Below are 19,970 nucleotides of genomic sequence, written 5' to 3'. Positions count from 1 at the left end.
TCGTTTTATGCGATACGTTGATGTAACTGTTTAAAATAATCAAACGCCTTTACCAGTCGGCTGCCATACCAGGAGAACATTTCTCCGTCTACAAAAATCGTTTTGGCATGATGGGTAAAACGTCCGATTTCAAAAGCGTGTTCGTCCTTAAACGGATAGGGTTCCGACGAAAGGAATACCAGATCCGGATCGCCTTCCAGTCGGATTTTTTTTAATTCCACTTCCGGATAACGTCCTTTATTGTCATAGATGTTTTTAAAATGATTCAGTTGTAGCAATTCATTGATAAAATTGTCCGAACCAGCGGCCATATACGGATCCCGCCAGATAAAATAAGCGACTTTCTTTTCGGGCTTATCGGCTATAAAACGCTTAAAATCTTCATAGGCATAGCGTGTCTTATCGATCCATTTCTGCGCATCGGTACGTTTGTTAAACAACTGACCGAAATCGGCTATCATTTGCAGGTTATCTTCTATCGTAATAATATTGGTTACCCATACCGGACAGATTTTAGACAATTCGGCTACAATCTCAGCCGTATTTTCTTCCTTATTCGCGATAATAATATCCGGAGCCAACAAGCGTATTTTTTCGTAATGCACCTTTTTTGTACCACCAATGACTTTTTTGGTCGATTTAAGATGGAACGGATGAATGCAAAACTTGGTTATCCCGACTAACTGTTCTTCCAATCCTAAGTCAAAAAGTAATTCGGTTTGCGACGGTACCAACGAAACAATGCGTACCGGCGTTTGTTCGAACGTATGCAACGTTCCCATTTGATCTGTAAGCGATTTCATTTTACAAAAATACAAAAAGCCGTATCTTAGTAAGTAAAATCAGAACAGAATGAAACGAATTTTATACACCTTACTCGGAATTCTGGCTTGCCACACTCTTTTCGCTCAGAAATTACAACCCGGTTTTGACAAATCGGAATACACCGAACTACTCTATGCCTACTCCCGCTGGAGCGATAGCACACACTATAAAGGAATCCCCGAAAGCAATCGTTTTAAAAGAACCTACCGATCGGAAGAAATGGGATTGGTCAACCGTTGGGAATTGTATGAAGATCCGTATGGGATTAATGTGATCAGTATTCGCGGAACCACACCAAGCGAAGTAAGTTGGCTGGCCAATTTTTATGCGGCGATGATTCCGGCCAAAGGGAAGCTGCAATTAAACGATTCCACGACATTCGAATACCATTTTGCCGACGATCCGCGTGCCGCTGTTCACGTAGGCTGGAGCGTTGCAAGCGCCTTTTTGCTTCAGGATATTATTCCGGTCGTGTGGCAACAGTACAACAAAGGTGTTAGGGATTTTATCATTTTTGGACATAGTCAGGGCGGTGGAATCAGTTACCTCATCACGGCACAACTGCTATATTATCAGAAAACCGGAGTACTCCCGGCCGATATGTATTTTAAAACCTATTGCAGTGCCGCACCCAAACCGGGAAATCTGCCTTTTGCCTACGAATATGAAGCCTCGCGGCAAACCGGATGGTCACAAACGGTTGTCAATGCAGCCGATTGGGTTCCGGAAGTTCCCGTATCGATTCAAACCCTGACCGATTTTAACGTGACCAATCCGTTTAAAAATGCCAAAAGTATGATCAGTAAACAAAAATTCCCGACCAATCTGGCTTTAAAACACATATACAATCAGTTGACCAAACACAATAAAAAAGCGATGCGACGTTACCAAAAATACCTTGGCAAAGTCGCATCAAAATTTGTTGTAAAAAAATTAGTCGGTTATAAATCTCCGGACTATTTTGAATCCAATTATTATGTTCGAACCGGTACTACCACTGTTCTCTATCCCGATGCACAGTATTATGTCCAATTCCCGGATAGTGATACCAATGTTTTTGTACACCATTCTTTACAATCCTATCTGTATCTGACGGATAAATTAACGGATTAACAAGAATTAGCGGTTGGCTAAAATACTTTGCATTTCCTGTTGGATTTTTAAGGCTTCGGCTCTTGCTTTTTCGGCAAAATCCATTCCCTGAGATGCATAAATAATCCCGCGTGAGGAATTGATCAATAAACCTACATTGGCATTCATACCATAACGGCAAACTTCCGAAAGACTGCCACCTTGCGCACCTACTCCCGGAACCAGTAAAAAGCTATCCGGGATAATTTTTCGTATTTCCGAAAAGTATTCCGCTTTGGTTGCGCCAACCACATACATTAGGTTCTGACTATTTTTCCAGGTTTTGGAAGTCGCAATTACTTTTTTATACAATTCTTCTCCGTTTACTTCCAATGTCTGAAAATCGAACGCACCTTCATTGGATGTCAATGCCAACATAATTGTATGCTTGTTTTCAAAAGCGAGGAACGGTTCCACGCTGTCTTTTCCCATATAGGGTGCCACGGTCACACTGTCGAAATCCATATCTTCCAGAAAAGCTTTGGCATACATGGATGATGTATTTCCGATATCACCGCGTTTCGCATCGGCTATTGTAAAAATATCAGGGTATTTTTCGTTGATATAACGAATCGTTTTTTCCAGTGACTTCCAGCCTTTGATTCCGTAGGCTTCATAAAAAGCCGTATTGGGTTTGTACGAAACAGCCAGGTCGTGTGTGGCGTCGATAATCCTTTTGTTAAACTCAAAAATCGGATCTTCATATTGCAACAAATGTTCCGGTATTTTCGTCAAATCGACATCCAGACCTACGCAAAGAAAAGATTGCTTCTGTTGGATTTGTTCAATTAAGTGTTGTGTTGTCAAGATGTTGTTTATTTAGTTGTGTTGTTGTTTAAAAAAAATGCCACACTAAGATTTCTTTTGTGTGACATTTAGTATTTTCGGTATTTTGATCATTAAAATACGTCGCTTTCTTTTAATTTTTCGGTATTGCTCACCAACTGTAGCTCTTCGATTACTTTCTGGATATTTCCGTTCATTACACCGTCCAGATCGTAAAGGGTTAACCCGATTCTGTGATCCGTAACACGTCCCTGCGGATAGTTATAGGTACGGATTTTTGCCGAACGGTCACCACTACTTACCTGTGAGTTTCGTTTTTTAGCATCCTCTTCCTGTTTTTTCGCCAATTCCATTTCATACAAACGGGAACGTAAAACGGTTAATGCTTTGTCTTTATTTTTATGTTGCGATTTTTCGTCCTGACACTGTGCTACCAATCCGGTTGGAATGTGTGTCATACGCACCGCCGATTTTGTTGTATTTACCGACTGTCCACCTGGTCCTGACGAACAGAAAAAGTCAATACGTACGTCGTTCATGTCGATATGTACATCAAACTCTTCCGCTTCCGGCAATACCATAACAGTAGCTGCAGAGGTGTGAACACGCCCTTGAGTTTCGGTTTGTGGTACACGTTGTACACGGTGAACACCCGCTTCGAATTTCAAGGTTCCGTAAACATCTTCTCCGGTAACTTCGAAAATCACCTCTTTAAAACCTCCGGAAGTACCTTCGTTCAAATCTACAACAGAAGTTCTCCAGCCTTTGTTTTCGCAGTATTTGGTATACATACGGAACAAATCTCCGGCAAAGATACTCGCTTCGTCACCACCGGTACCGGCACGGATTTCCACCATTACGTTTTTCGCATCTTCCGGATCTTTCGGGATCAGTAAAAATTTGATTTCTTCTTCCAGTTGCGGTAAACGCTCTTTGGCTTCATCCAACTGCAATTTGGCCATATCGACCATTTCCGGATCCGATCCGTCGGCAATGATTTCGTTGGCTTCCTTGATATTTCCGTCAAGATTTACATATTCATCGCGTTTTTCAACCAATGCTTTTAAATCTTTGTATTCTTTATTCAATTGTACATAACGCTTCTGATCGGCAATAACATCCGGCTGGATAATTAAGTCCGAGATCTCATCAAAGCGTTGTTTTACTATCTGAAGTCTATCTAACATTTTGTATTTCCTTTGTTTGGAGTGCAAAATTACAAAAAAATCCGTTTAGTTGTATCGTTATACCACCTTAGAATTTTCGCTAAATTTGATTATCAAAACGGCTTATTATGGAAAATTTCGACTGGACGCGGTTTACGCTACGGATTGCAATAAACGCAACACTCCCAAACCTTTACAATGCCTGGACCAAAGCTTCCGAACTGGAAAAATGGTTTCTGAGTCAGGCGGATAGTTTTGAGCCTGATGGCACTCTTATTCCGAAAAACCAAAGTATAAAACAGGACTATCGCTATGAATGGAACTGGTATTTATATCCCGATCTTGAAATGGGTACTTTTACTGAAGCGAATGGTCGTGATTTTGTACAATTCACTTTTGCCGGTCAATGTCTTGTGGCTATTTCATTAACGGAACAAGACGATTTTGTGATCGTAGAACTAACGCAGAAAAATATCCCTACCGACGATTCCTCTAAAAAAAATATCCGATTGGGTTGCCACGGTGGCTGGTCGTTTTATCTGGTGAATCTGAAGTCAGTCTATGAAGGCGGATTGGATTTACGAAACAAAAACACCGATCTGAAACCGATGTTAAACAACTAAAAAAGGGTTATCACAATGACAACCCTTTTCTATATTTAAACAATACCGTTTAGTTTTTTAACGGAATCTCCTGTAAAATTTCCAATACGAATTTCCAGTATTTCTGAGCCGATGAAATCGAAGCTCTTTCATCCGGGCTATGTGCTCCTTTGATCGTAGGACCAAAAGAAATCATATCCATATCCGGATAATTGGTTCCTAAAATTCCACATTCCAATCCGGCGTGACAGGCCACTACATGTGGTTTGCTTCCGTTTTGTTTTTCGTAGATTGACGTCAACACATCCAAAATCGGTGAACTCACATTTGGTGTCCATCCCGGATACGAACCGGCAAAAACCACTTCACATCCAATTAATTCGAAAGCCGAACGCAACGCATTCGCTAAATCAAATTTTGAACTTTCAACCGAAGAACGCGTTAAACACTGCACGGTAATTTTTCCGTCTTTAACGATCACACGAGCAATATTATTAGACGTTTCTACCAAATTGTCCATATCGGCACTCATACGGTAAACACCGTTATGAGCGGTATACAAGGCACGAATCAATCCTTCCTGAACGCCTAAATCCATAACGGTAGTTGGTACTACATCGGATTTTACGATTTCGATGGTCAGATTCGGCTCTGTCGTTTTAAACTCAGCTTTGATATCGTTGATCACTTCCTGCATATCGAAAACGAAAGCTTCATCATAAATCTGAGAGATGATCACTTTAGCAACACTTTCTCTTGGGATGGCGTTACGAAGACTTCCTCCGTTGATTTCTGCGATTTGTAAACCGAAGTTTTCAAATGCATCAAAAAACAAACGATTCATAATTTTATTGGCGTTACCCAAACCTTTGTCGATATCCATTCCGGAGTGCCCTCCGTTTAGTCCTTTAACCGTAATGGTATACCCTACCGAACCTTCCGGCGTTTCTTCTTCGTTATACTCACGAACTGCGGTTACATCTACTCCACCGGCACATCCGATATCGATTTCATCGTCTTCTTCCGTATCCAGATTTAAAAGGATTTCACCATCCAATAATCCACCTTTTAATCCCATTGCTCCGGTCATTCCGGTTTCTTCATCAATAGTAAAAAGCGCTTCAATAGCCGGATGTGGGATATCGTTGCTTTCCAGAATCGCCATGATCGTAGCCACACCAAGACCGTTATCCGCTCCTAAAGTTGTTCCCTTGGCACGAACCCAGTCGCCATCTACATACATTTCAATTCCTTGTGTATCGAAATCGAAATCAGTATCGTTATTTTTTTGGTGTACCATATCCAAATGCGATTGCATCACGATGGTTTTGCGGTTTTCCATTCCGGCAGTGGCCGGTTTTTTAATGATGACGTTACCTACCTCATCTTTCAGGGTTTCCAATCCTAGTTTTTTACCGAAATCCATCATAAAAGCAATCACGCGTTCTTCTTTTTTAGAAGGCCGCGGAACAGCATTCAGGTCGGCAAATTTATTCCAAAGCTGTTTAGGCTCAAGGTTTCTTACTTCCTGGCTCATTATTTTACCTTTTGTAGTTATACTTCAAATTTTGAATTCCAAAGGTACAAAGATTTTCAGCCCGGGAAAATGATAATCCGGGGAATTTTAAATAAAGAAAAGGGATGTTATTTTAAGACGGAAATGGCTGTTATTTTGCGATGGTAAGTATCGGTGGCGCGATATATTCTTCGAAAATCTGAACGGCTTTTTTTTCAGACACATCGCCAAACCAAAGGTTTTCCGGTTGTACAGCGATAACCGGTGCGCATTTACAATTATCGGTACAAAAAGTTTTTACCAATGCCACTTCGTTTTTCAATCCGGCTTCTTTTACCAGCGTGCGGATTGCTTTACGATTGTGTTTATTCTCCTTACTGCATTTGCTACCATCACAGAAATAAATTGCTTTTTGAGGTGCGTCTAACTTTTTCATTACCAGAATAATTGAAGGTGTTATTTTTATCTATTCTAATTAAATGCAAATATACAATAAGAAAATTAACAGGATCTTAAATTAACATTTTTTATATTTATAAAAATTTTGTCGATGAAGAAAAAGCTCGTATTACCTGTATTCCTTGTGGTTCAGTTTGTTATATTAAAGTTACTTTCGTTTTTCCCCGAGCTTGTCGAACGTTATTACAGCAATGGATTTTACCCTGTTTTATCCAAAATTTCGCGTGTCACTTTAGGCTGGATTCCGTTTTCCGTGGGTGATCTACTCTATGGAATCGTTATCTTTCTACTTTTAAAATGGTTGTGGAACAAACGAAAAACCTGGAAAATCGCCTGGAAAGAAAACCTGTTGAGTCTTATCGGTTTTGTTTCCGTTTTTTATTTTCTGTTTAACCTGTTATGGGGCATCAATTACATACGCGTACCCTTATATCAAAAACTGGCACTCGAACGTGATTATTCGACTGAAGAACTGATCGCTTTTACCGAACGGGTTATTGTAAAGGTTAACGCCATCCATTCCCAGATCGAAAAAAACGACAGCCTGAAAGTAGTCGTTCCGTATACCCGTGATGCGATTTTTGAAAAAACACAAAATGGTTATGATCATCTTTCCAAAACCTTTCCGTTTTTTACCTACAAGCATCCATCTGTAAAAAAATCATTGATCAGTACGCCATTAACCTATATGGGGTTTAGCGGTTATCTGAATCCGTTTACCAATGAAGCGCAGGTAAATGCTTTGATTCCGTTGCCGAATTTTGCCACAACCACGTGTCACGAAATGGCGCATCAGATTGGTTACGCCTCCGAAAGTGAAGCGAATTTTATCGGTTATATGGCTTCTATTTATAACGATGATCTTTATTTTCAATATTCCGGATATACATATGCCCTACGTTATTGCCTCCACAATATCGAATTAAAGCAGGAAGGTCGCAGTGAAGCCTTACTTCCTTTAATCCATCCGGGCGTTCTCGAAAACTTTAAAGATTCGGATACTTTCTGGGACGAACATCAGAACATCATGGAACCATTGTTTAAAGTCTTTTATGACAATTTCTTAAAGCTTAACCAGCAAAAAGACGGGATGGAAAGTTACAGCAAGTTTGTCGACCTGCTGATTCATTACTATCGCAACAAACCATTATAGAAAAAGACGCCGGATTGGCGTCTTTTCGTTTATAATTCATCGGGTATAAAACTCTGCGAACTTTTCTTTTTATAAGGTCGGATGATCAATCGCCCTTCCCGATCAAAACGGATATAGTTATAAACCCAGTTCAGAAATACAACCGCTTTATTTTTAAATCCGATTAGGGAAAATAAGTGGACAAACATCCATACAAACCAGGCAAAAACGCCGTTAAAATGCCAACGCGGTAAATCGACCACCGCTTTATTCCGACCAATGGTTGCCATCGATCCTTTATCGTTGTAAACAAACGGTTTCATTTTTTGCTTTTGAATTTTTCGGAGCATATTCTGCGCCAATAACGCCCCTTGCTGTAACGCCGGCTGCGCCATCATGGGATGTCCCATCGGATAGCTATCGCTGACCATGGTAGCAATATCACCAATGGCAAAAATGTTCTCATACCCCAAAACCTGGTTGCATTCATCTACTTTAATCCGTTCGTTTCCGGCTAATGCTTCGGGTTTTAAACCTTTAATCGCCGCGCCTTTCACTCCGGCCGTCCAGATTACGGTAGCCGATTCGAATGTCAGATCCGAATTGGTGGTCACCGTTTTACCGTCGTAATTGGTTACGCGAACGTTTTTCCAGATGCTAACTCCCAGTCCGCTTAAAAATTCCTCTGCTTTCCGGGATGCTTTTGATGACATCGCATCCAGGATTTTATCGGTTCCCTGAATCAGGTTGATTTCCATTTTCCGAACATCGAGATCCGGGTAATCTTTTGGCAGAATGGCTTTTTTCATTTCGGCCAATGCTCCGGCCAGCTCCACTCCCGTTGGTCCGCCACCTACGATTACAAAGTTCATCAGACTCAATCGTTCGTTGATATCGTTTGTAAGCAATGCCTGTTCGAAATTTTCCAGAATCAGACTGCGGATATTGAGTGACTGCGGTATGGTTTTCATGGCCATACTGTTTTTTTCAATCTCCTTATTTCCAAAATAATTGGTTTTGGATCCGGTGGCAATCACCAGATAATCGTAGTATAAATCACCAATATCGGCGGTTACTTTTCGGGTTTCCGTATCGATTTCCTTTACCTGTGCCAAGCGGAAATAAAAATTATCATAATCCTGTACTACTTTTCGGATTGGATAGGCAATCGATCCGGCTTCGAGTCCACCGGTTGCAACCTGATAAAGCAACGGCTGAAATGTATGGTAATTGTGTTTGTCCAACAGGACTACCTGAACATTTTTATTACGCAATTTTTTAGCCAGCGCAATACCGGCAAAACCACCTCCAATAATAATGATACGGGGAAAACTCGATCGGGGAATGTTCATTTTCTCTTGTTAAATTTAGCTTCTAAAGTTACGAAGTAAAATTGGCTCACACGCTATTTAAAATGGGATTCTGCAGGCGAATTCCTTCTATTTCCGATACAATTATTCCTAATATCAAAAAAATAAAAAAGCTTAACTTGTAACAATTTGCAGTATATCCACACTAATCGGTTATGAATTCGAACCTGGAACAGTCCTTTGTATCGCAATTAGAACAACATCAGAACATTATACACAAGATTTGTCGTCTGTATACTTCTGATGAAGATTCGCATAAAGACTTGTTTCAGGAAATCACAATTCAGCTTTGGAAAGCATTCCCCCAATTTCGCGGCGAGGCAAAATTTACTACCTGGGCCTATCGGGTTGCTTTGAATACGGCCATTACCTTATACCGAAAGAAAGTCAAAACGGTAAACACTATCGAGTTTGATGGCAAAATACACAAATTCAATCACGAGGATTACAACTATGAAGAAGAAGAACAGATCAAGTTGTTGTATAAGGCCGTACATCAGTTAAACGATATTGAAAAAGCCTTGGTTTTCATGTATCTGGAAGACAAGGATTATACCGAGATCGCCGATACACTGGGCATTAGTGAAGTAAACGCCCGTGTAAAGATGAACCGTATAAAAGGGAAACTAAAAAAAATTGTAAATCCATAACGGGAGCGATTGTCATGGAAGAGTTAGATTTATTAAAAAAAGACTGGAAGAAAAACGAACATTCCTTTCCGAAAATTACGGAACAGGAGATTTATGCCATGCTGCATAAAAAGTCGTCTTCCATCGTAAAATGGATTTTCATTATCAGTATACTGGAAATGATTGCCTGGAGCCTCATTAGTTTTTTTACGGCAGATGAAAATTACCTGAAAACACTGGAATCCTATCATATCAAGACTTTGGTCAACACCTTTACGGTGATCAACTATATTGTTATTTTTTCCTTTATATTCCTGTTTTATCGGAATTTTAAAAGTATCAATACGACCGACAGTGTAAAATCGTTGATGAAAAATATTCTGAAAACACGAAAAACGGTACAGTATTATATTTGGTACAACCTGGTAATGATCGGTATTATTTTTATTACGATGATGGTGGCTACCTGTATTTATGACGAGCGTTTTAACCGTATGTCCGGGCAATTTGAAGGTAATGATCAAGGTATGTTGTTCTGGATGATGATTTTAGGTTTTACGATTGTTTTCTTCGGAATATTCGTAGGAATCATCTGGTTGTTCTACCGACTTGTATACGGTTTTCTATTACGCCGACTGTATAAAAATTACGAAGAGTTAAAGAAAATAGACTTATAAAAAAAGAGGCTTACAAATTGTAAGCCTCTTTTTTTATATTAATAGTCCCATTGTCGTTGTCGGTTTAATTCTTCCTGTGCTTCGATTTCTTCGGCCGGAATTACTTTTAGAAATGACGGATGCTGTTCGATGGCAAATTCCACTTTTTCTACAATTTCGTCTATGGAATCATTTTCATAATCGATATCCAACGGTTCTTTAATAATAAACGATTGTAGTATTCCTTTTTTCTTTAATCGCAATCCTTTTTTATCGAACGAACGACGGAATCCATCGATCACAATCGGTACAACTATTGGTTTATGTTGTTTGATGATGTGCGCTGTTCCTTTTCGAACCGGTTTAAACGATTTGGTCGTTCCCTGCGGAAAGGTGATTACCCATCCGTCTTCCAGTGCGATTCGGATATTTTCGGTATCGTTAGGATTTACTTCCCGTTTTTCGGTGACGTCTTTTCCTTTCGACCGCCAGGTACGTTCTACGGTAATGGCGCCTACATACGATAAGATTCGCGGTAACAATCCGGCCTGCATGGTTTCCTTAGCAGCGACATAATAGATATTCAATTTCGGTTCCCAAAGGTATCCGATGTTTTTAATATTGTCTTCGCGGCCTTTTAAACTGGCGTTAAAGACGTGAAACATGGCCACCACATCGGCGAAATAGGTTTGGTGATTTGAGATAAAAAGTACATTTCTATCGGGTAAAGCCCTTATAATTTCCGATCCGTCGATTTGCAATTCATTAAAGCCGCGATACCGTCGGTGCGTAAGAGCACCAAAAACACGGATCAGCCATTTTTTCAAAAAGAGTATATGACCAAAAGGATTTCTTTTAAACAATCCCATTTTTTTACTGTTTAATTTCCAAAAAAGAACTGCAAATGTATAGAAAACAAATCGATTAGATTACATTCTTAACAGTTTCTTTGAGTTCGCTCATCATCATGGCTGTTGCGCCCCAAACGATATGATCTTCAATCTGAAAAGCCGGAACTTTAATATTGGTGGCATATGAAGTGGTCATGGTTACTTCCACGATTATTTCGTCATCCAGAAAACGTTCCAACGGTAATTCGATAATCTGTGCGACTTCTTCCAGTTGGGGAATAAAATGAAGTTCCTGATGGGCAATTCCCATAAACGGTGAAACCAGAAAATTGCTGGGTGGAATATAGATTTCACTAAACGGTTTGATCACTTCTATTTTACCCGGCGCAATCCCTACTTCTTCGTGTGTTTCCCGTAAAGCAGTGTGAATCAGATTCCGATCTTCGGGTTCGACCTTTCCACCGGGAAAAGCAATCTGCGAAGAATGGATACCGGGATAGGAATTTCGGACGATTAGTACGAGATGCGGTACATTATTTTTCGGATAAAAAAGCATCATTACCGCGGCTCTTCTGGGATTTTTATCGACATAGCTGGCTTCCTTCAGGGTCGAAATACGCTCCAGGGGTGCCATTTTTATATGTGCATCCGACGCCAAAAGCTTTTCTTTTTCTATTTTTGGAATATATTTTAAAAAATCCTGAAAGTCCATCGTTTTTGTGTGTTTTCTTTTAAAACCTAACTATAAAGTTACCTCAAAAAAAACTCATGGCAAATTTTTATTAAAACAAATATTCAAAGAAAAAATGTTCAGCAAAGAAGAAGCGCAAAAGATAAAAAAAGAATTCTGGACCGAATTTGCGGAAGCGTATCCCCGGAAATGGCTCTTGTATGATACCAAAATCAAAGACTTTTCCTTTAAGTTTTATGTCGATAATAAAAAGGCACAGGTTACACTGGATATTGAAAGTAAAGACGATGAAAAACGAAAAATCTACTATGAAAAAATAGAATCGCTACGCACTATTTTACATGAGGATTTTTTACCGGAAGCCGTACTGGAGCGCAATTTTTACCTGGAAACGGGAAAAGCAATCAGTAAAGTTTGGGTCGAAAAAACCGGAATCAGTTTGTTTAACCGTTCCAGTTGGCCGGAAATTTTCGATTTTTTTAATGATAATATGGATGCTTTCGAGCGTTTCTTTTATGAATATGAAGATTATATCCGCGATCTGGAAATCAACACCTAAATTTAAAGCTACCTATGGGGTAGCTTTATTTTTTTCGGCAATCCATTTTGCCATATAATGTGTACTCTGCATCGTATGATGTTGGAGCATCGCTCCTATAAAATTGGTATCTCGGTGTGCTTTTAAATTGGCTTTCAGATGTGCTATCCGCTGTTGCAATTTTTCCAAATGTGGTTTGGCCGTATAGCGATCACTACTGATCCGATAACCGTTTTCTTGTTTTTGATACCATAGTTCCGAATCGGAATACAACTCGGTTGCTTTTGCAATAAAAGTCGCATTATCGTCTGCTATAAAACCATTCCAGTCACCGTTATCCTGCATTGATTCGGCTCCAACTGTAGTCGTTACTGTTGGTGTTCCGTAGACCATCGCTTCGAGTAACTTCCCTTTTATTCCGGCTCCGAAGCGAATCGGTGCAAGTAAAACCCGGGCGTTTGCTATTACTTCCATCGCATCGGATGCTCTTCCCATCACATAAAAACGCTCTTTCGGGTTGTGGAGATCCGTCACTTTTTGCGTCGCATAGGCTCCATAAATCCGTAGGGTCGCTTCCGGCAATTGTTCTTTTAATTCCGGCCAGATTTCATTTTTAAGCACCCAGGTACAATTCCAGTTGGGTTCGTGAAAAAAGTTTCCGATAAAAACAAAATCCTTTCGCTCTCCGAATGACGGCGGCGTATGTTCTATCGGTTCCAACAATAATGGCAAATAGTGTAAAAGGGCCACATCGACTTTAAATTGGTTTTGCAATACGGCCATTTCAAATTCTGAAATCATCAGGGTTACATCCGATCGAAAAATACTGGCGATTTCCCGTTTCGCGATTTCAGACGATGGTAGTATTTCCCGGTAATCGGTTTGTTTTTTATAGGCCTGACGCCTTGCTTCGCGCAAACAATGCAGGTCTTCGGTATCGAGTAACCGAATCGCATCCGGACAATATTTAGTCACACGCCAGCCAAATTGCTCTTCCATCATAAAACGGTCGAACAGTACCATATCCGGTTGTAATTCCTTTATATAGTCATCGAAACTGGAACAATTCAATTGGATATTTTGGGTTTCCACGCCTATGGTATGTAGGTCAACAGCAAATTCACTATGTGCCGCCGGACTGGCAAAGACAATTTTATAACTTTCGGATTGAAAAAAGCGGATGAGTTGCAGCATTCTGCTTCCGGCCGCCGACGAACCCGGTTCCGGCCATACATAACCAATGATGAGTAGTAACGGCATTTTGAATCGATAATAAAAACAAATATACTACTTGTCGCTACGCATTTCGGACTTTCGCCGTAAAATTGTATTTTTACAGCTAAACTTTATATAATGTTAGGCTTAAAATTAAAAACAGACCCGAGATGGGTAACGATTGTAGAATCGAACATCCAGGAAATTCTGACCGATCATGCCTGGTGTGAGCAAAAAGCGGCTACAAATGCCATATCGATTATCACGATCAATTCCGAAAAAGTAGATTTGGTAACCGAAATGATCAAAATTGCCCGGGAAGAAATGGAACATTTCGAAATGGTTCACGAGATCATCAAAGAACGTGGACTGGAATTGGGACGGGAACGAAAGGACGATTATGTAAACGAACTGGCCAAATTTATGATTAAAGGCGGTAGCCGAAATCAGGCATTGGTCGATCGTTTGTTATTTTCGGCCATGATTGAAGCCCGAAGCTGTGAGCGTTTTAAAGTTTTATCACAGAATATACAGGACGAAAAACTGGCTACTTTTTACAGGGATTTAATGATCAGTGAAGCCGGACACTATACTACTTTTTTAGGATTTGCCCGAAAATATACCGAAAAGACCGATGTCGACAAACGTTGGCAGGAATGGATCGATTATGAAACCTCGATTATTACCAACTACGGAAAGCAAGAAACCATACATGGTTAATAAAAAAAATCCCCTTCAGATGTGAAGGGGATTTTTAGTAAACAAAACAATTAAAAAATTAATAACGGCGCAATGAATCCGATACTAAAACGTCCTGTATTGTAATCGGTTTGACCCAACTGTTCCTGTGCATATGTAGAATAGTTATAATAACGTCCGACGTAGGATACGAAGAATCGTAAATTAAGGTCTTTAAAAGGTATATACTGAACCGAAGGGATAAATCCATAACTGGATCGGATATGACTGTAACCGCTATCGGCGGCAACCATATTTTTGGCATACGCATTACTGTGCATTAACGTCAGCGACAGGTTAACTTTTGGCGCAATCAGGTATTCTGCACGAAGCCAGTTTTCCAGATACGAAACATTTTCCTGGATATTCACTTCTTCGCCCGGGATCATATTGGTGATAATCCCTTTACGATCGATTCCTTCGTTACTATATTTAAAATCATATAGCAACGTTAGCTTTTTATCCTGGTATTTATGCCCTAAGGAATAGAAATTCATTCCCTTTTGGGTTGTTTCCTTAAAATAGCTATAGCTATAAATCGTTTCGAATTTACCCCCGAAAAAGCGCCCTCTCCAATTGGAGATAAAAGCCATTGGTACTTTTGCTTTTTCAAGATTAACCGGAATTCGATCCTGATAAACATCTTCAAAATCGGAAACCCTTGAATTTAGTACCTGTAGGCCAAAAGAATGGTTTTGGAATGCCTGATAGGTAATTCCGGCACCGGTTAGGAAGTTATCCGCATATTCGAGGATATCGTTGTATTCGAGTATGTCGATCGGATTCAGGTCGAATTCATATCCGCCCCAATCGGCACTCATTTTACCCAGATTCAGGCGTGTTTTGGGAGACAATTCAATCCCGATAAACGCCATATCGGTCGACCGGCTTACGTTATCGCGGGAACCCGGATCGGTGGTTTTGGTATAGCGATCCCGAAACCGGAAATACACTTTATCGTGTATTTTTCCTTTAATTTCAAGACGCATTTGATTATTGCTAAATGCCGATTCCTGGAACTTTCCGTCCCGAAAAAAGTTATCATTAGCAAATTGCATATTAAAAATGATATCCACATTTTTGAGTAAATCCAATCGTTCCTTAGGAATAATGGGTTTGGAAAGAGTGTCCTTACTCAGTTGATGGTCTTGTCCCGACATTCCGGCCTGAACAAAGAGAAACAGTATTAAAAGAACATATTTTTTCATGGCATGTATATTAAAACATAACTAAACTTTATCTATAAAAAGGCACCTATCAGGAACCCCGCTGCGATAGCAACGATCACGGCGACGAGCCCCGGTACCATAAAACTGTGGTTGACCACAAATTTTCCGATTTTAGTACTACCGGTCCTATCAAAGTTGATAGCGGCCAATAGTGTCGGATAACCCGGCAAGACGAAATCAGCATTTACAGCCGGGAAAATAGCGATCAGCGCATGATGCGGTACCCCCAATGCCATTCCTAATGGCATTATGGTTTTGGTTGTAGCTGCCTGACTAAACATCAAGGCACCTAGTGCAAATACGGCAATGGCAAATGTCCAGGGATGTGCGGTAACGATTTCTTCCATAAATCCTTTAATGGCGACCTGATTGTGTCCCATAAAGGTTGCACTCATCCAAACGACTCCAAAAACGGAAACCACTGCGGTAGCCATAGCACTAAACAAACTGACTTTGGTTACATCGACAGCACTGGTTTTGGTTAGCAGCATCATTAATGCCGAAGCGGTTAACGTGACAATACTGATCACCGCCACCATTTTCAATTCACCATTGGCACTTAAAACCAGAGAAGCTTCTCCCGCTCCGAATTGCGGTAACAACTGCGGACAGGCACCCGCCAAAACGATTAACAATACGGCTATCGCAAAAATAACCACCGACGTTTTGGCTCCTTTTTTAAGCTGTTTGGGTTTATTTCCCGGTTCGGAATCCAAACTTTTTGCAAACTCCGGATCCTTCATTTTATCAATAAAAATAGGGTCCTCTTCCAGCTCTTTCCCTTTTTTGAGTACGGCGAAACAGGAAAATAAGATTCCGATAAGACAAGCCGGGATACAAATTTTCATGATATCGATTAATGCTCCGGGATAGGCTAATATTCCCGCTCCGGCAAAGGCAGCTGTTGCGGCACTCATCGGACTTCCGGTTATCGCAAGGTGCGACGCAATTACCGAGACACTTAACGGGCGTTCCGGTCGGATTCTTTTTTTTGCGGCTACTTCCGAAATAATCGGTAATAAGGAATATAGTAAATGTGCCGTGCCCGCAAAAAGGCAAAAGAAATATACCGTAAAAGGCGCGATAAAAACAATATTGGAAGGATTGCTGCGAATGACTTTTTCGGCCAGCTGAACTAAATAATCCAGTCCGCCGCAAGCTTGTAATGTTGCAGCTGTCGAAACGATCGCCATGATGACAAGCATCACATCAATTGGAGGATCACTTGGGCGCATTTGAAACAGAAAGACAAAAATCATTAGTCCGACCATTCCCATAACACCAAGACCAATCCCTTTCATCTGGGAACCGATCAGGATCATTGCTATTAAAATTATAAACTGTATCAATAACATAGGCATACTATTTACGTTTATAAAAGTTTTACAGGAGATAAAGGAGAAAACAAGACTGCCTTCCCTTTTATCCTATACAGTAAAAGAACTTGATTAATATTTGAAAAAGAGATCCTGAATGGTCTGCTGATCATTTGTCTGCGTTAGCGCCAACATCAATAAGACACGCGCTTTTTGCGGATTCAGATCATCGGCTACTACAAAACCCAATGCTTTGTCATCGACTTCATTAAATAGCGTTACTCGTCCGGCACCCGCACGGGCAGCACGACAAACGACAACTCCTTTTTTTGAAGCATCGGCAAGTGCTTTACCAACAGGGGCATTAAAATTACCATTTCCCATTCCGGCATATACAATACCTTTGACTCCTTCTTCAACAGAAGCGGTTATGGCTCTTGGACTGGCATCGGCATATCCGTAGATAATTTCAACCTGTGGTAATTTTTTCAGTCCTTTGATATTGAATTTCTGAGCCGGCGAACGAAGTGATTTATAGTAATAACTCACTTTTCCATCATAAATCAGTCCGATCGGGCCAAAATTTCGGGATTTAAAAGTAGCGGTATTTGTAGTTACGGTTTTTGTGACATCGCGAGCGGCATAAATCTCTTCATTCATCGCTGTCACTACTCCAATTCCCTGACTAGCTGGTGCTGCAGCAACTGTTACGGCATCAAATAAATTCCGGTTACCATCCTGACTCATAGCCGTAGCCGGACGCATCGCTCCAACCAAAACCACCGGTTTATCGGATTTAATCGTTAGCGATAAGAAATAGGCTGTTTCTTCCTGCGTATCCGTACCATGTGTTACCACCACACCATCGGCTTCGTTATTGTCGAAGATGGCATTAATACGGTTGCTTAATTTTAACCAGGTATCCACATTCATATCCTGACTTCCAATTTGAGCAATCTGCTCGCCTTTGATACGTGCCAAATCGTGAATCTGCGGAACTGCATTGAGCAAATTATCCACCGGAATCTGTCCGGGCGTATAGGCTGCTTTTGAAGAAGATTCACCCGCACCGGCAATGGTACCGCCTGTCGCCAGAATAATGACACGCGGTAAATTCGCATCTTTAGTCTTTGTATTTTTAGATTGTGCCTGTACTTGAAAAACAATCAATACGGCAAATAAGACACTTACTATTTTTTTCATATTATATACGTTTAATTAAGATATTATCAATTTCGGATGTATTAAATTGTCCATTGCATAAATCTCATTCCATTTCTCCTGAGAGATCAGTTTTCTTTCGAGCACTACGATTTCATGGATATTTTTACCTGATAAAAGTGCTTCACCTGCAATACTGGCACAGGTTTCATATCCTAAAATAGGATTTAACTGTGTCACAATACCGATACTATTCATTACTAAGTTAGCACAATGTTCTTTATTAGCCGTAATACCGGTCACACATTTATCAACCAAAGTATTAATACTATTACCAAGGTACTCCAAAGAAGTGAATAGTGCAAAACCGATAACCGGTTCCATTACATTGAGTTGCAACTGACCGGCTTCGGCAGCCATAGTAACGGTTACATCCTGTCCGATAACATAAAAACAAGTTTGATTGACCACTTCCGGGATAACCGGATTCACTTTACCCGGCATAATGGAAGATCCCGGTTGACAAGGAGGCAGATTTATTTCGTTTAATCCGGTGCGAGGGCCGGAACTCAACAATCGCAAGTCATTACAAATTTTTGATACCTTAACGGCGGTTCTTTTTAGGGTTCCCATAGCCAGTACAAAAGCACCGGTATCGCTTGTAGCTTCGATTAAATCGGGTGATAACATTAGTGGAAGGCGGGTTTCTTTGGCCAGATATCGAACACATAATTCCGGATAATCTTCCGGAGCGTTAACTTTTGTACCGATAGCCGTTGCGCCCATATTTATTTCTAAAAGAAGACTTTGCACTTCGCGTAATCGTTGAATATCTTCACCAATCGTTGTTGCAAAACCATGAAACTCCTGACCTAAAGTCATCGGAACGGCATCCTGTAGTTGTGTTCGTCCCATTTTTAGCACCTCTTCGAATTCCTTGCCTTTTAGAGCAAATGCATCTTCAAGACGTTTCAATATCGTACAGAATCTGTTTAATTTGTAATAAAGTGCCAGACGAACAGCCGTCGGATAGGCATCATTTGTAGATTGTGAACAATTCACATGATTGTTTGGATGTACATATTGATAAGCACCTTTTTCGTGTCCCAAACATTCCAGGGCAATATTAGCAATGACTTCATTAGCATTCATATTGACGGAAGTACCGGCACCACCCTGAATCAGATCACTAACAAACTGATCGTCAAATTTACCGCTAATAACCTGATCACAGGCAAAACAAATGGCATCCGCTATTTTCGGGTCCAAAACGCCACAATCTCTATTGGCTAAAGCAGCTGCTTTTTTTACCTGCCCTAATGATTTGATCAATCCATTCTCATTCTTAAGGGTAATACCCGTAATATTAAAATTTTTTTTCGCACGGAAAGTCTGAATTCCATAATACATTTCATTTGGGATATCCAATTCTCCCAAAAAATCGTGTTCTTTTCTTGTGTTTTTCATACTACTTAAGATTTAAATTATTGAGGCTTATAATCCTTCGACTCTTTTTCGAAGGCTTTTATTTTTGAGTAGCACAAATTTAATGTGATAAAAAAACTAAAAACATGACAAAAAACATATTTTTACAACATTATTCAGTAGTTCAGTTATTATATTATCAATAATATAGAAGTCAAAAACATAAAAAGTATGGAATTAGAAATTTCCCTGATGTTATAAAATATAAAAACCGGACAAGCTCCGTTTTTTTTATCTTTTGCAGTATACACCTGACAGGTTTTAAAAACCTGTCAGGTGTGATATACGGTGAATAAAAAAGAAAACCCCGGGAATCCGGGGTTTGTAGTGCTTTATTTGATATGGAATTATTATAAAACAAAAAACCCTATCCGTTTGGATAGGGTTTTCAAAAGAAAGGCGGCGACATACTCTCCCACAGGATTGCAGTACCATCTGCGCAGGCGGGCTTAACTTCTCTGTTCGGAATGGGAA

20 protein-coding genes and 1 rRNA gene are annotated in these 19,970 nt (G+C 40.2%); 7 read left to right on the top strand and 14 right to left on the bottom strand.

The features are described from left to right. Window positions 1-5 precede the first annotated feature (5 nt). Window positions 6-803, bottom strand: a complete 798-nt coding sequence (locus tag AAFN64_RS09030) for a helical backbone metal receptor (protein WP_347760182.1) — start codon at window positions 801-803, stop codon at window positions 6-8. Window positions 804-852: 49 nt separating this feature from the next. On the opposite strand from AAFN64_RS09030, the gene AAFN64_RS09025 reads away from it, so the two are divergent. Next, window positions 853-1,938 (top strand): lipase family protein, encoded by a 1,086-nt coding sequence (locus AAFN64_RS09025; RefSeq protein ID WP_347760181.1) that lies wholly within the window; start codon window positions 853-855, stop codon window positions 1,936-1,938. Between the two features lie 6 nt (window positions 1,939-1,944). Here AAFN64_RS09025 and pyrF read toward each other — a convergent pair whose 3' ends face one another. Together pyrF and prfA are read right to left on the bottom strand one after the other, a co-directional pair. Further along, a complete protein-coding gene (gene pyrF / locus AAFN64_RS09020; protein ID WP_300488102.1) occupies window positions 1,945-2,763 on the bottom strand; it encodes an orotidine-5'-phosphate decarboxylase in 819 nt (272 codons plus the stop codon). Between the two features lie 92 nt (window positions 2,764-2,855). Further along, complete coding sequence (gene prfA, locus AAFN64_RS09015; RefSeq protein WP_300488099.1) at window positions 2,856-3,929, bottom strand: peptide chain release factor 1; 1,074 nt, start codon at window positions 3,927-3,929, stop codon at window positions 2,856-2,858. A 107-nt stretch (window positions 3,930-4,036) separates the two neighbouring features. On the opposite strand from prfA, the gene AAFN64_RS09010 reads away from it, so the two are divergent. Next, entirely contained in the window at window positions 4,037-4,531 is a 495-nt protein-coding gene (locus AAFN64_RS09010; protein ID WP_347760180.1) for an SRPBCC domain-containing protein, read from the top strand. A gap of 49 nt (window positions 4,532-4,580) precedes the next feature. Here AAFN64_RS09010 and AAFN64_RS09005 read toward each other — a convergent pair whose 3' ends face one another. Both AAFN64_RS09005 and AAFN64_RS09000 read right to left on the bottom strand, forming a co-directional pair. Then, a complete protein-coding gene (locus AAFN64_RS09005) occupies window positions 4,581-6,047 on the bottom strand; it encodes an aminoacyl-histidine dipeptidase (RefSeq protein ID WP_347760179.1) in 1,467 nt (488 codons plus the stop codon). Window positions 6,048-6,177: 130 nt separating this feature from the next. Further along, window positions 6,178-6,462 (bottom strand): (2Fe-2S) ferredoxin domain-containing protein, encoded by a 285-nt coding sequence (locus AAFN64_RS09000; protein WP_300488091.1) that lies wholly within the window; start codon window positions 6,460-6,462, stop codon window positions 6,178-6,180. Between the two features lie 114 nt (window positions 6,463-6,576). Between AAFN64_RS09000 and AAFN64_RS08995 the strand changes: the two genes are divergently transcribed. Then, entirely contained in the window at window positions 6,577-7,638 is a 1,062-nt protein-coding gene (locus AAFN64_RS08995; RefSeq protein WP_347760178.1) for a DUF3810 domain-containing protein, read from the top strand. Window positions 7,639-7,667: 29 nt separating this feature from the next. On the opposite strand, the gene AAFN64_RS08990 is transcribed toward AAFN64_RS08995, so the two are convergent. After that, complete coding sequence (locus AAFN64_RS08990; protein WP_347760177.1) at window positions 7,668-8,969, bottom strand: NAD(P)/FAD-dependent oxidoreductase; 1,302 nt, start codon at window positions 8,967-8,969, stop codon at window positions 7,668-7,670. 173 nt (window positions 8,970-9,142) lie between these two features. Between AAFN64_RS08990 and AAFN64_RS08985 the strand changes: the two genes are divergently transcribed. Together AAFN64_RS08985 and AAFN64_RS08980 are read left to right on the top strand one after the other, a co-directional pair. After that, window positions 9,143-9,637, top strand: coding sequence for a sigma-70 family RNA polymerase sigma factor (locus tag AAFN64_RS08985; protein ID WP_136404463.1), 495 nt, complete (start codon window positions 9,143-9,145; stop codon window positions 9,635-9,637). Between the two features lie 14 nt (window positions 9,638-9,651). Beyond that, window positions 9,652-10,293 (top strand): hypothetical protein, encoded by a 642-nt coding sequence (locus AAFN64_RS08980; RefSeq protein WP_300488079.1) that lies wholly within the window; start codon window positions 9,652-9,654, stop codon window positions 10,291-10,293. A gap of 38 nt (window positions 10,294-10,331) precedes the next feature. On the opposite strand, the gene AAFN64_RS08975 is transcribed toward AAFN64_RS08980, so the two are convergent. Beyond that, window positions 10,332-11,141 carry a lysophospholipid acyltransferase family protein gene (locus AAFN64_RS08975; protein ID WP_300488077.1) on the bottom strand — a complete coding sequence of 270 codons (810 nt, stop codon included), beginning with the start codon at window positions 11,139-11,141 and terminating at the stop codon, window positions 10,332-10,334. 55 nt (window positions 11,142-11,196) lie between these two features. Next, window positions 11,197-11,835, bottom strand: coding sequence for a CoA pyrophosphatase (locus AAFN64_RS08970; protein WP_300488075.1), 639 nt, complete (start codon window positions 11,833-11,835; stop codon window positions 11,197-11,199). Window positions 11,836-11,929: 94 nt separating this feature from the next. Here AAFN64_RS08970 and AAFN64_RS08965 point away from each other — a divergent pair, with 94 nt between their 5' ends. Further along, a complete protein-coding gene (locus tag AAFN64_RS08965; RefSeq protein ID WP_300488072.1) occupies window positions 11,930-12,373 on the top strand; it encodes a DUF4268 domain-containing protein in 444 nt (147 codons plus the stop codon). A gap of 12 nt (window positions 12,374-12,385) precedes the next feature. Here AAFN64_RS08965 and AAFN64_RS08960 read toward each other — a convergent pair whose 3' ends face one another. Next, the gene (locus AAFN64_RS08960; protein WP_347760176.1) at window positions 12,386-13,612 is read right to left on the bottom strand and encodes a glycosyltransferase; all 1,227 of its coding nucleotides are present in this window, start codon (window positions 13,610-13,612) and stop codon (window positions 12,386-12,388) included. A 93-nt stretch (window positions 13,613-13,705) separates the two neighbouring features. Here AAFN64_RS08960 and AAFN64_RS08955 point away from each other — a divergent pair, with 93 nt between their 5' ends. Beyond that, window positions 13,706-14,287, top strand: coding sequence for a tRNA-(ms[2]io[6]A)-hydroxylase (locus AAFN64_RS08955; RefSeq protein ID WP_347760175.1), 582 nt, complete (start codon window positions 13,706-13,708; stop codon window positions 14,285-14,287). 50 nt (window positions 14,288-14,337) lie between these two features. Here the strand turns inward: AAFN64_RS08955 and AAFN64_RS08950 are convergent, their stop codons facing one another. The 5 genes from AAFN64_RS08950 to rrf form a co-directional block, all read right to left on the bottom strand. Continuing rightward, window positions 14,338-15,513, bottom strand: a complete 1,176-nt coding sequence (locus AAFN64_RS08950) for a porin (RefSeq protein WP_347760174.1) — start codon at window positions 15,511-15,513, stop codon at window positions 14,338-14,340. Between the two features lie 32 nt (window positions 15,514-15,545). Next, window positions 15,546-16,889, bottom strand: a complete 1,344-nt coding sequence (locus AAFN64_RS08945; RefSeq protein ID WP_347760393.1) for an anaerobic C4-dicarboxylate transporter — start codon at window positions 16,887-16,889, stop codon at window positions 15,546-15,548. 93 nt (window positions 16,890-16,982) lie between these two features. Then, complete coding sequence (locus AAFN64_RS08940) at window positions 16,983-18,053, bottom strand: type II asparaginase (RefSeq protein WP_347760173.1); 1,071 nt, start codon at window positions 18,051-18,053, stop codon at window positions 16,983-16,985. 15 nt (window positions 18,054-18,068) lie between these two features. After that, on the bottom strand, window positions 18,069-19,478 hold the full coding sequence (gene aspA / locus AAFN64_RS08935) for an aspartate ammonia-lyase (protein WP_347760172.1): 1,410 nt from the start codon (window positions 19,476-19,478) through the stop codon (window positions 18,069-18,071). A gap of 412 nt (window positions 19,479-19,890) precedes the next feature. Continuing rightward, a 5S ribosomal RNA gene (gene rrf / locus AAFN64_RS08930) occupies window positions 19,891-19,970 on the bottom strand; the annotation flags it as partial.

The organism is Flavobacterium sp. CAU 1735, assembly GCF_039888695.1.
Classification (GTDB): domain Bacteria; phylum Bacteroidota; class Bacteroidia; order Flavobacteriales; family Flavobacteriaceae; genus Flavobacterium.
The sequence above is the reverse complement of the archived record's forward strand: the minus strand, read 5'-3'. Positions and strand labels throughout refer to the sequence as shown.

Excerpts from the sequence above, each read along its gene's own strand:
- AAFN64_RS09030 (WP_347760182.1), bottom strand. The coding sequence starts at position 803 with ATGAAATCGCTTACAGATCAAATGGGAACGTTGCATACGTTCGAACAA.
- AAFN64_RS09025 (WP_347760181.1), top strand. The coding sequence starts at position 853 with ATGAAACGAATTTTATACACCTTACTCGGAATTCTGGCTTGCCACACT.
- prfA (WP_300488099.1), bottom strand. The coding sequence starts at position 3,929 with ATGTTAGATAGACTTCAGATAGTAAAACAACGCTTTGATGAGATCTCG.
- AAFN64_RS09010 (WP_347760180.1), top strand. The coding sequence starts at position 4,037 with ATGGAAAATTTCGACTGGACGCGGTTTACGCTACGGATTGCAATAAAC.
- AAFN64_RS09005 (WP_347760179.1), bottom strand. The coding sequence starts at position 6,047 with ATGAGCCAGGAAGTAAGAAACCTTGAGCCTAAACAGCTTTGGAATAAA.
- AAFN64_RS09000 (WP_300488091.1), bottom strand. The coding sequence starts at position 6,462 with ATGAAAAAGTTAGACGCACCTCAAAAAGCAATTTATTTCTGTGATGGT.
- AAFN64_RS08995 (WP_347760178.1), top strand. The coding sequence starts at position 6,577 with ATGAAGAAAAAGCTCGTATTACCTGTATTCCTTGTGGTTCAGTTTGTT.
- AAFN64_RS08990 (WP_347760177.1), bottom strand. The coding sequence starts at position 8,969 with ATGAACATTCCCCGATCGAGTTTTCCCCGTATCATTATTATTGGAGGT.
- AAFN64_RS08985 (WP_136404463.1), top strand. The coding sequence starts at position 9,143 with ATGAATTCGAACCTGGAACAGTCCTTTGTATCGCAATTAGAACAACAT.
- AAFN64_RS08980 (WP_300488079.1), top strand. The coding sequence starts at position 9,652 with ATGGAAGAGTTAGATTTATTAAAAAAAGACTGGAAGAAAAACGAACAT.
- AAFN64_RS08975 (WP_300488077.1), bottom strand. The coding sequence starts at position 11,141 with ATGGGATTGTTTAAAAGAAATCCTTTTGGTCATATACTCTTTTTGAAA.
- AAFN64_RS08970 (WP_300488075.1), bottom strand. The coding sequence starts at position 11,835 with ATGGACTTTCAGGATTTTTTAAAATATATTCCAAAAATAGAAAAAGAA.
- AAFN64_RS08965 (WP_300488072.1), top strand. The coding sequence starts at position 11,930 with ATGTTCAGCAAAGAAGAAGCGCAAAAGATAAAAAAAGAATTCTGGACC.
- AAFN64_RS08960 (WP_347760176.1), bottom strand. The coding sequence starts at position 13,612 with ATGCCGTTACTACTCATCATTGGTTATGTATGGCCGGAACCGGGTTCG.
- AAFN64_RS08955 (WP_347760175.1), top strand. The coding sequence starts at position 13,706 with ATGTTAGGCTTAAAATTAAAAACAGACCCGAGATGGGTAACGATTGTA.
- AAFN64_RS08950 (WP_347760174.1), bottom strand. The coding sequence starts at position 15,513 with ATGAAAAAATATGTTCTTTTAATACTGTTTCTCTTTGTTCAGGCCGGA.
- AAFN64_RS08945 (WP_347760393.1), bottom strand. The coding sequence starts at position 16,889 with ATGTTATTGATACAGTTTATAATTTTAATAGCAATGATCCTGATCGGT.
- AAFN64_RS08940 (WP_347760173.1), bottom strand. The coding sequence starts at position 18,053 with ATGAAAAAAATAGTAAGTGTCTTATTTGCCGTATTGATTGTTTTTCAA.
- aspA (WP_347760172.1), bottom strand. The coding sequence starts at position 19,478 with ATGAAAAACACAAGAAAAGAACACGATTTTTTGGGAGAATTGGATATC.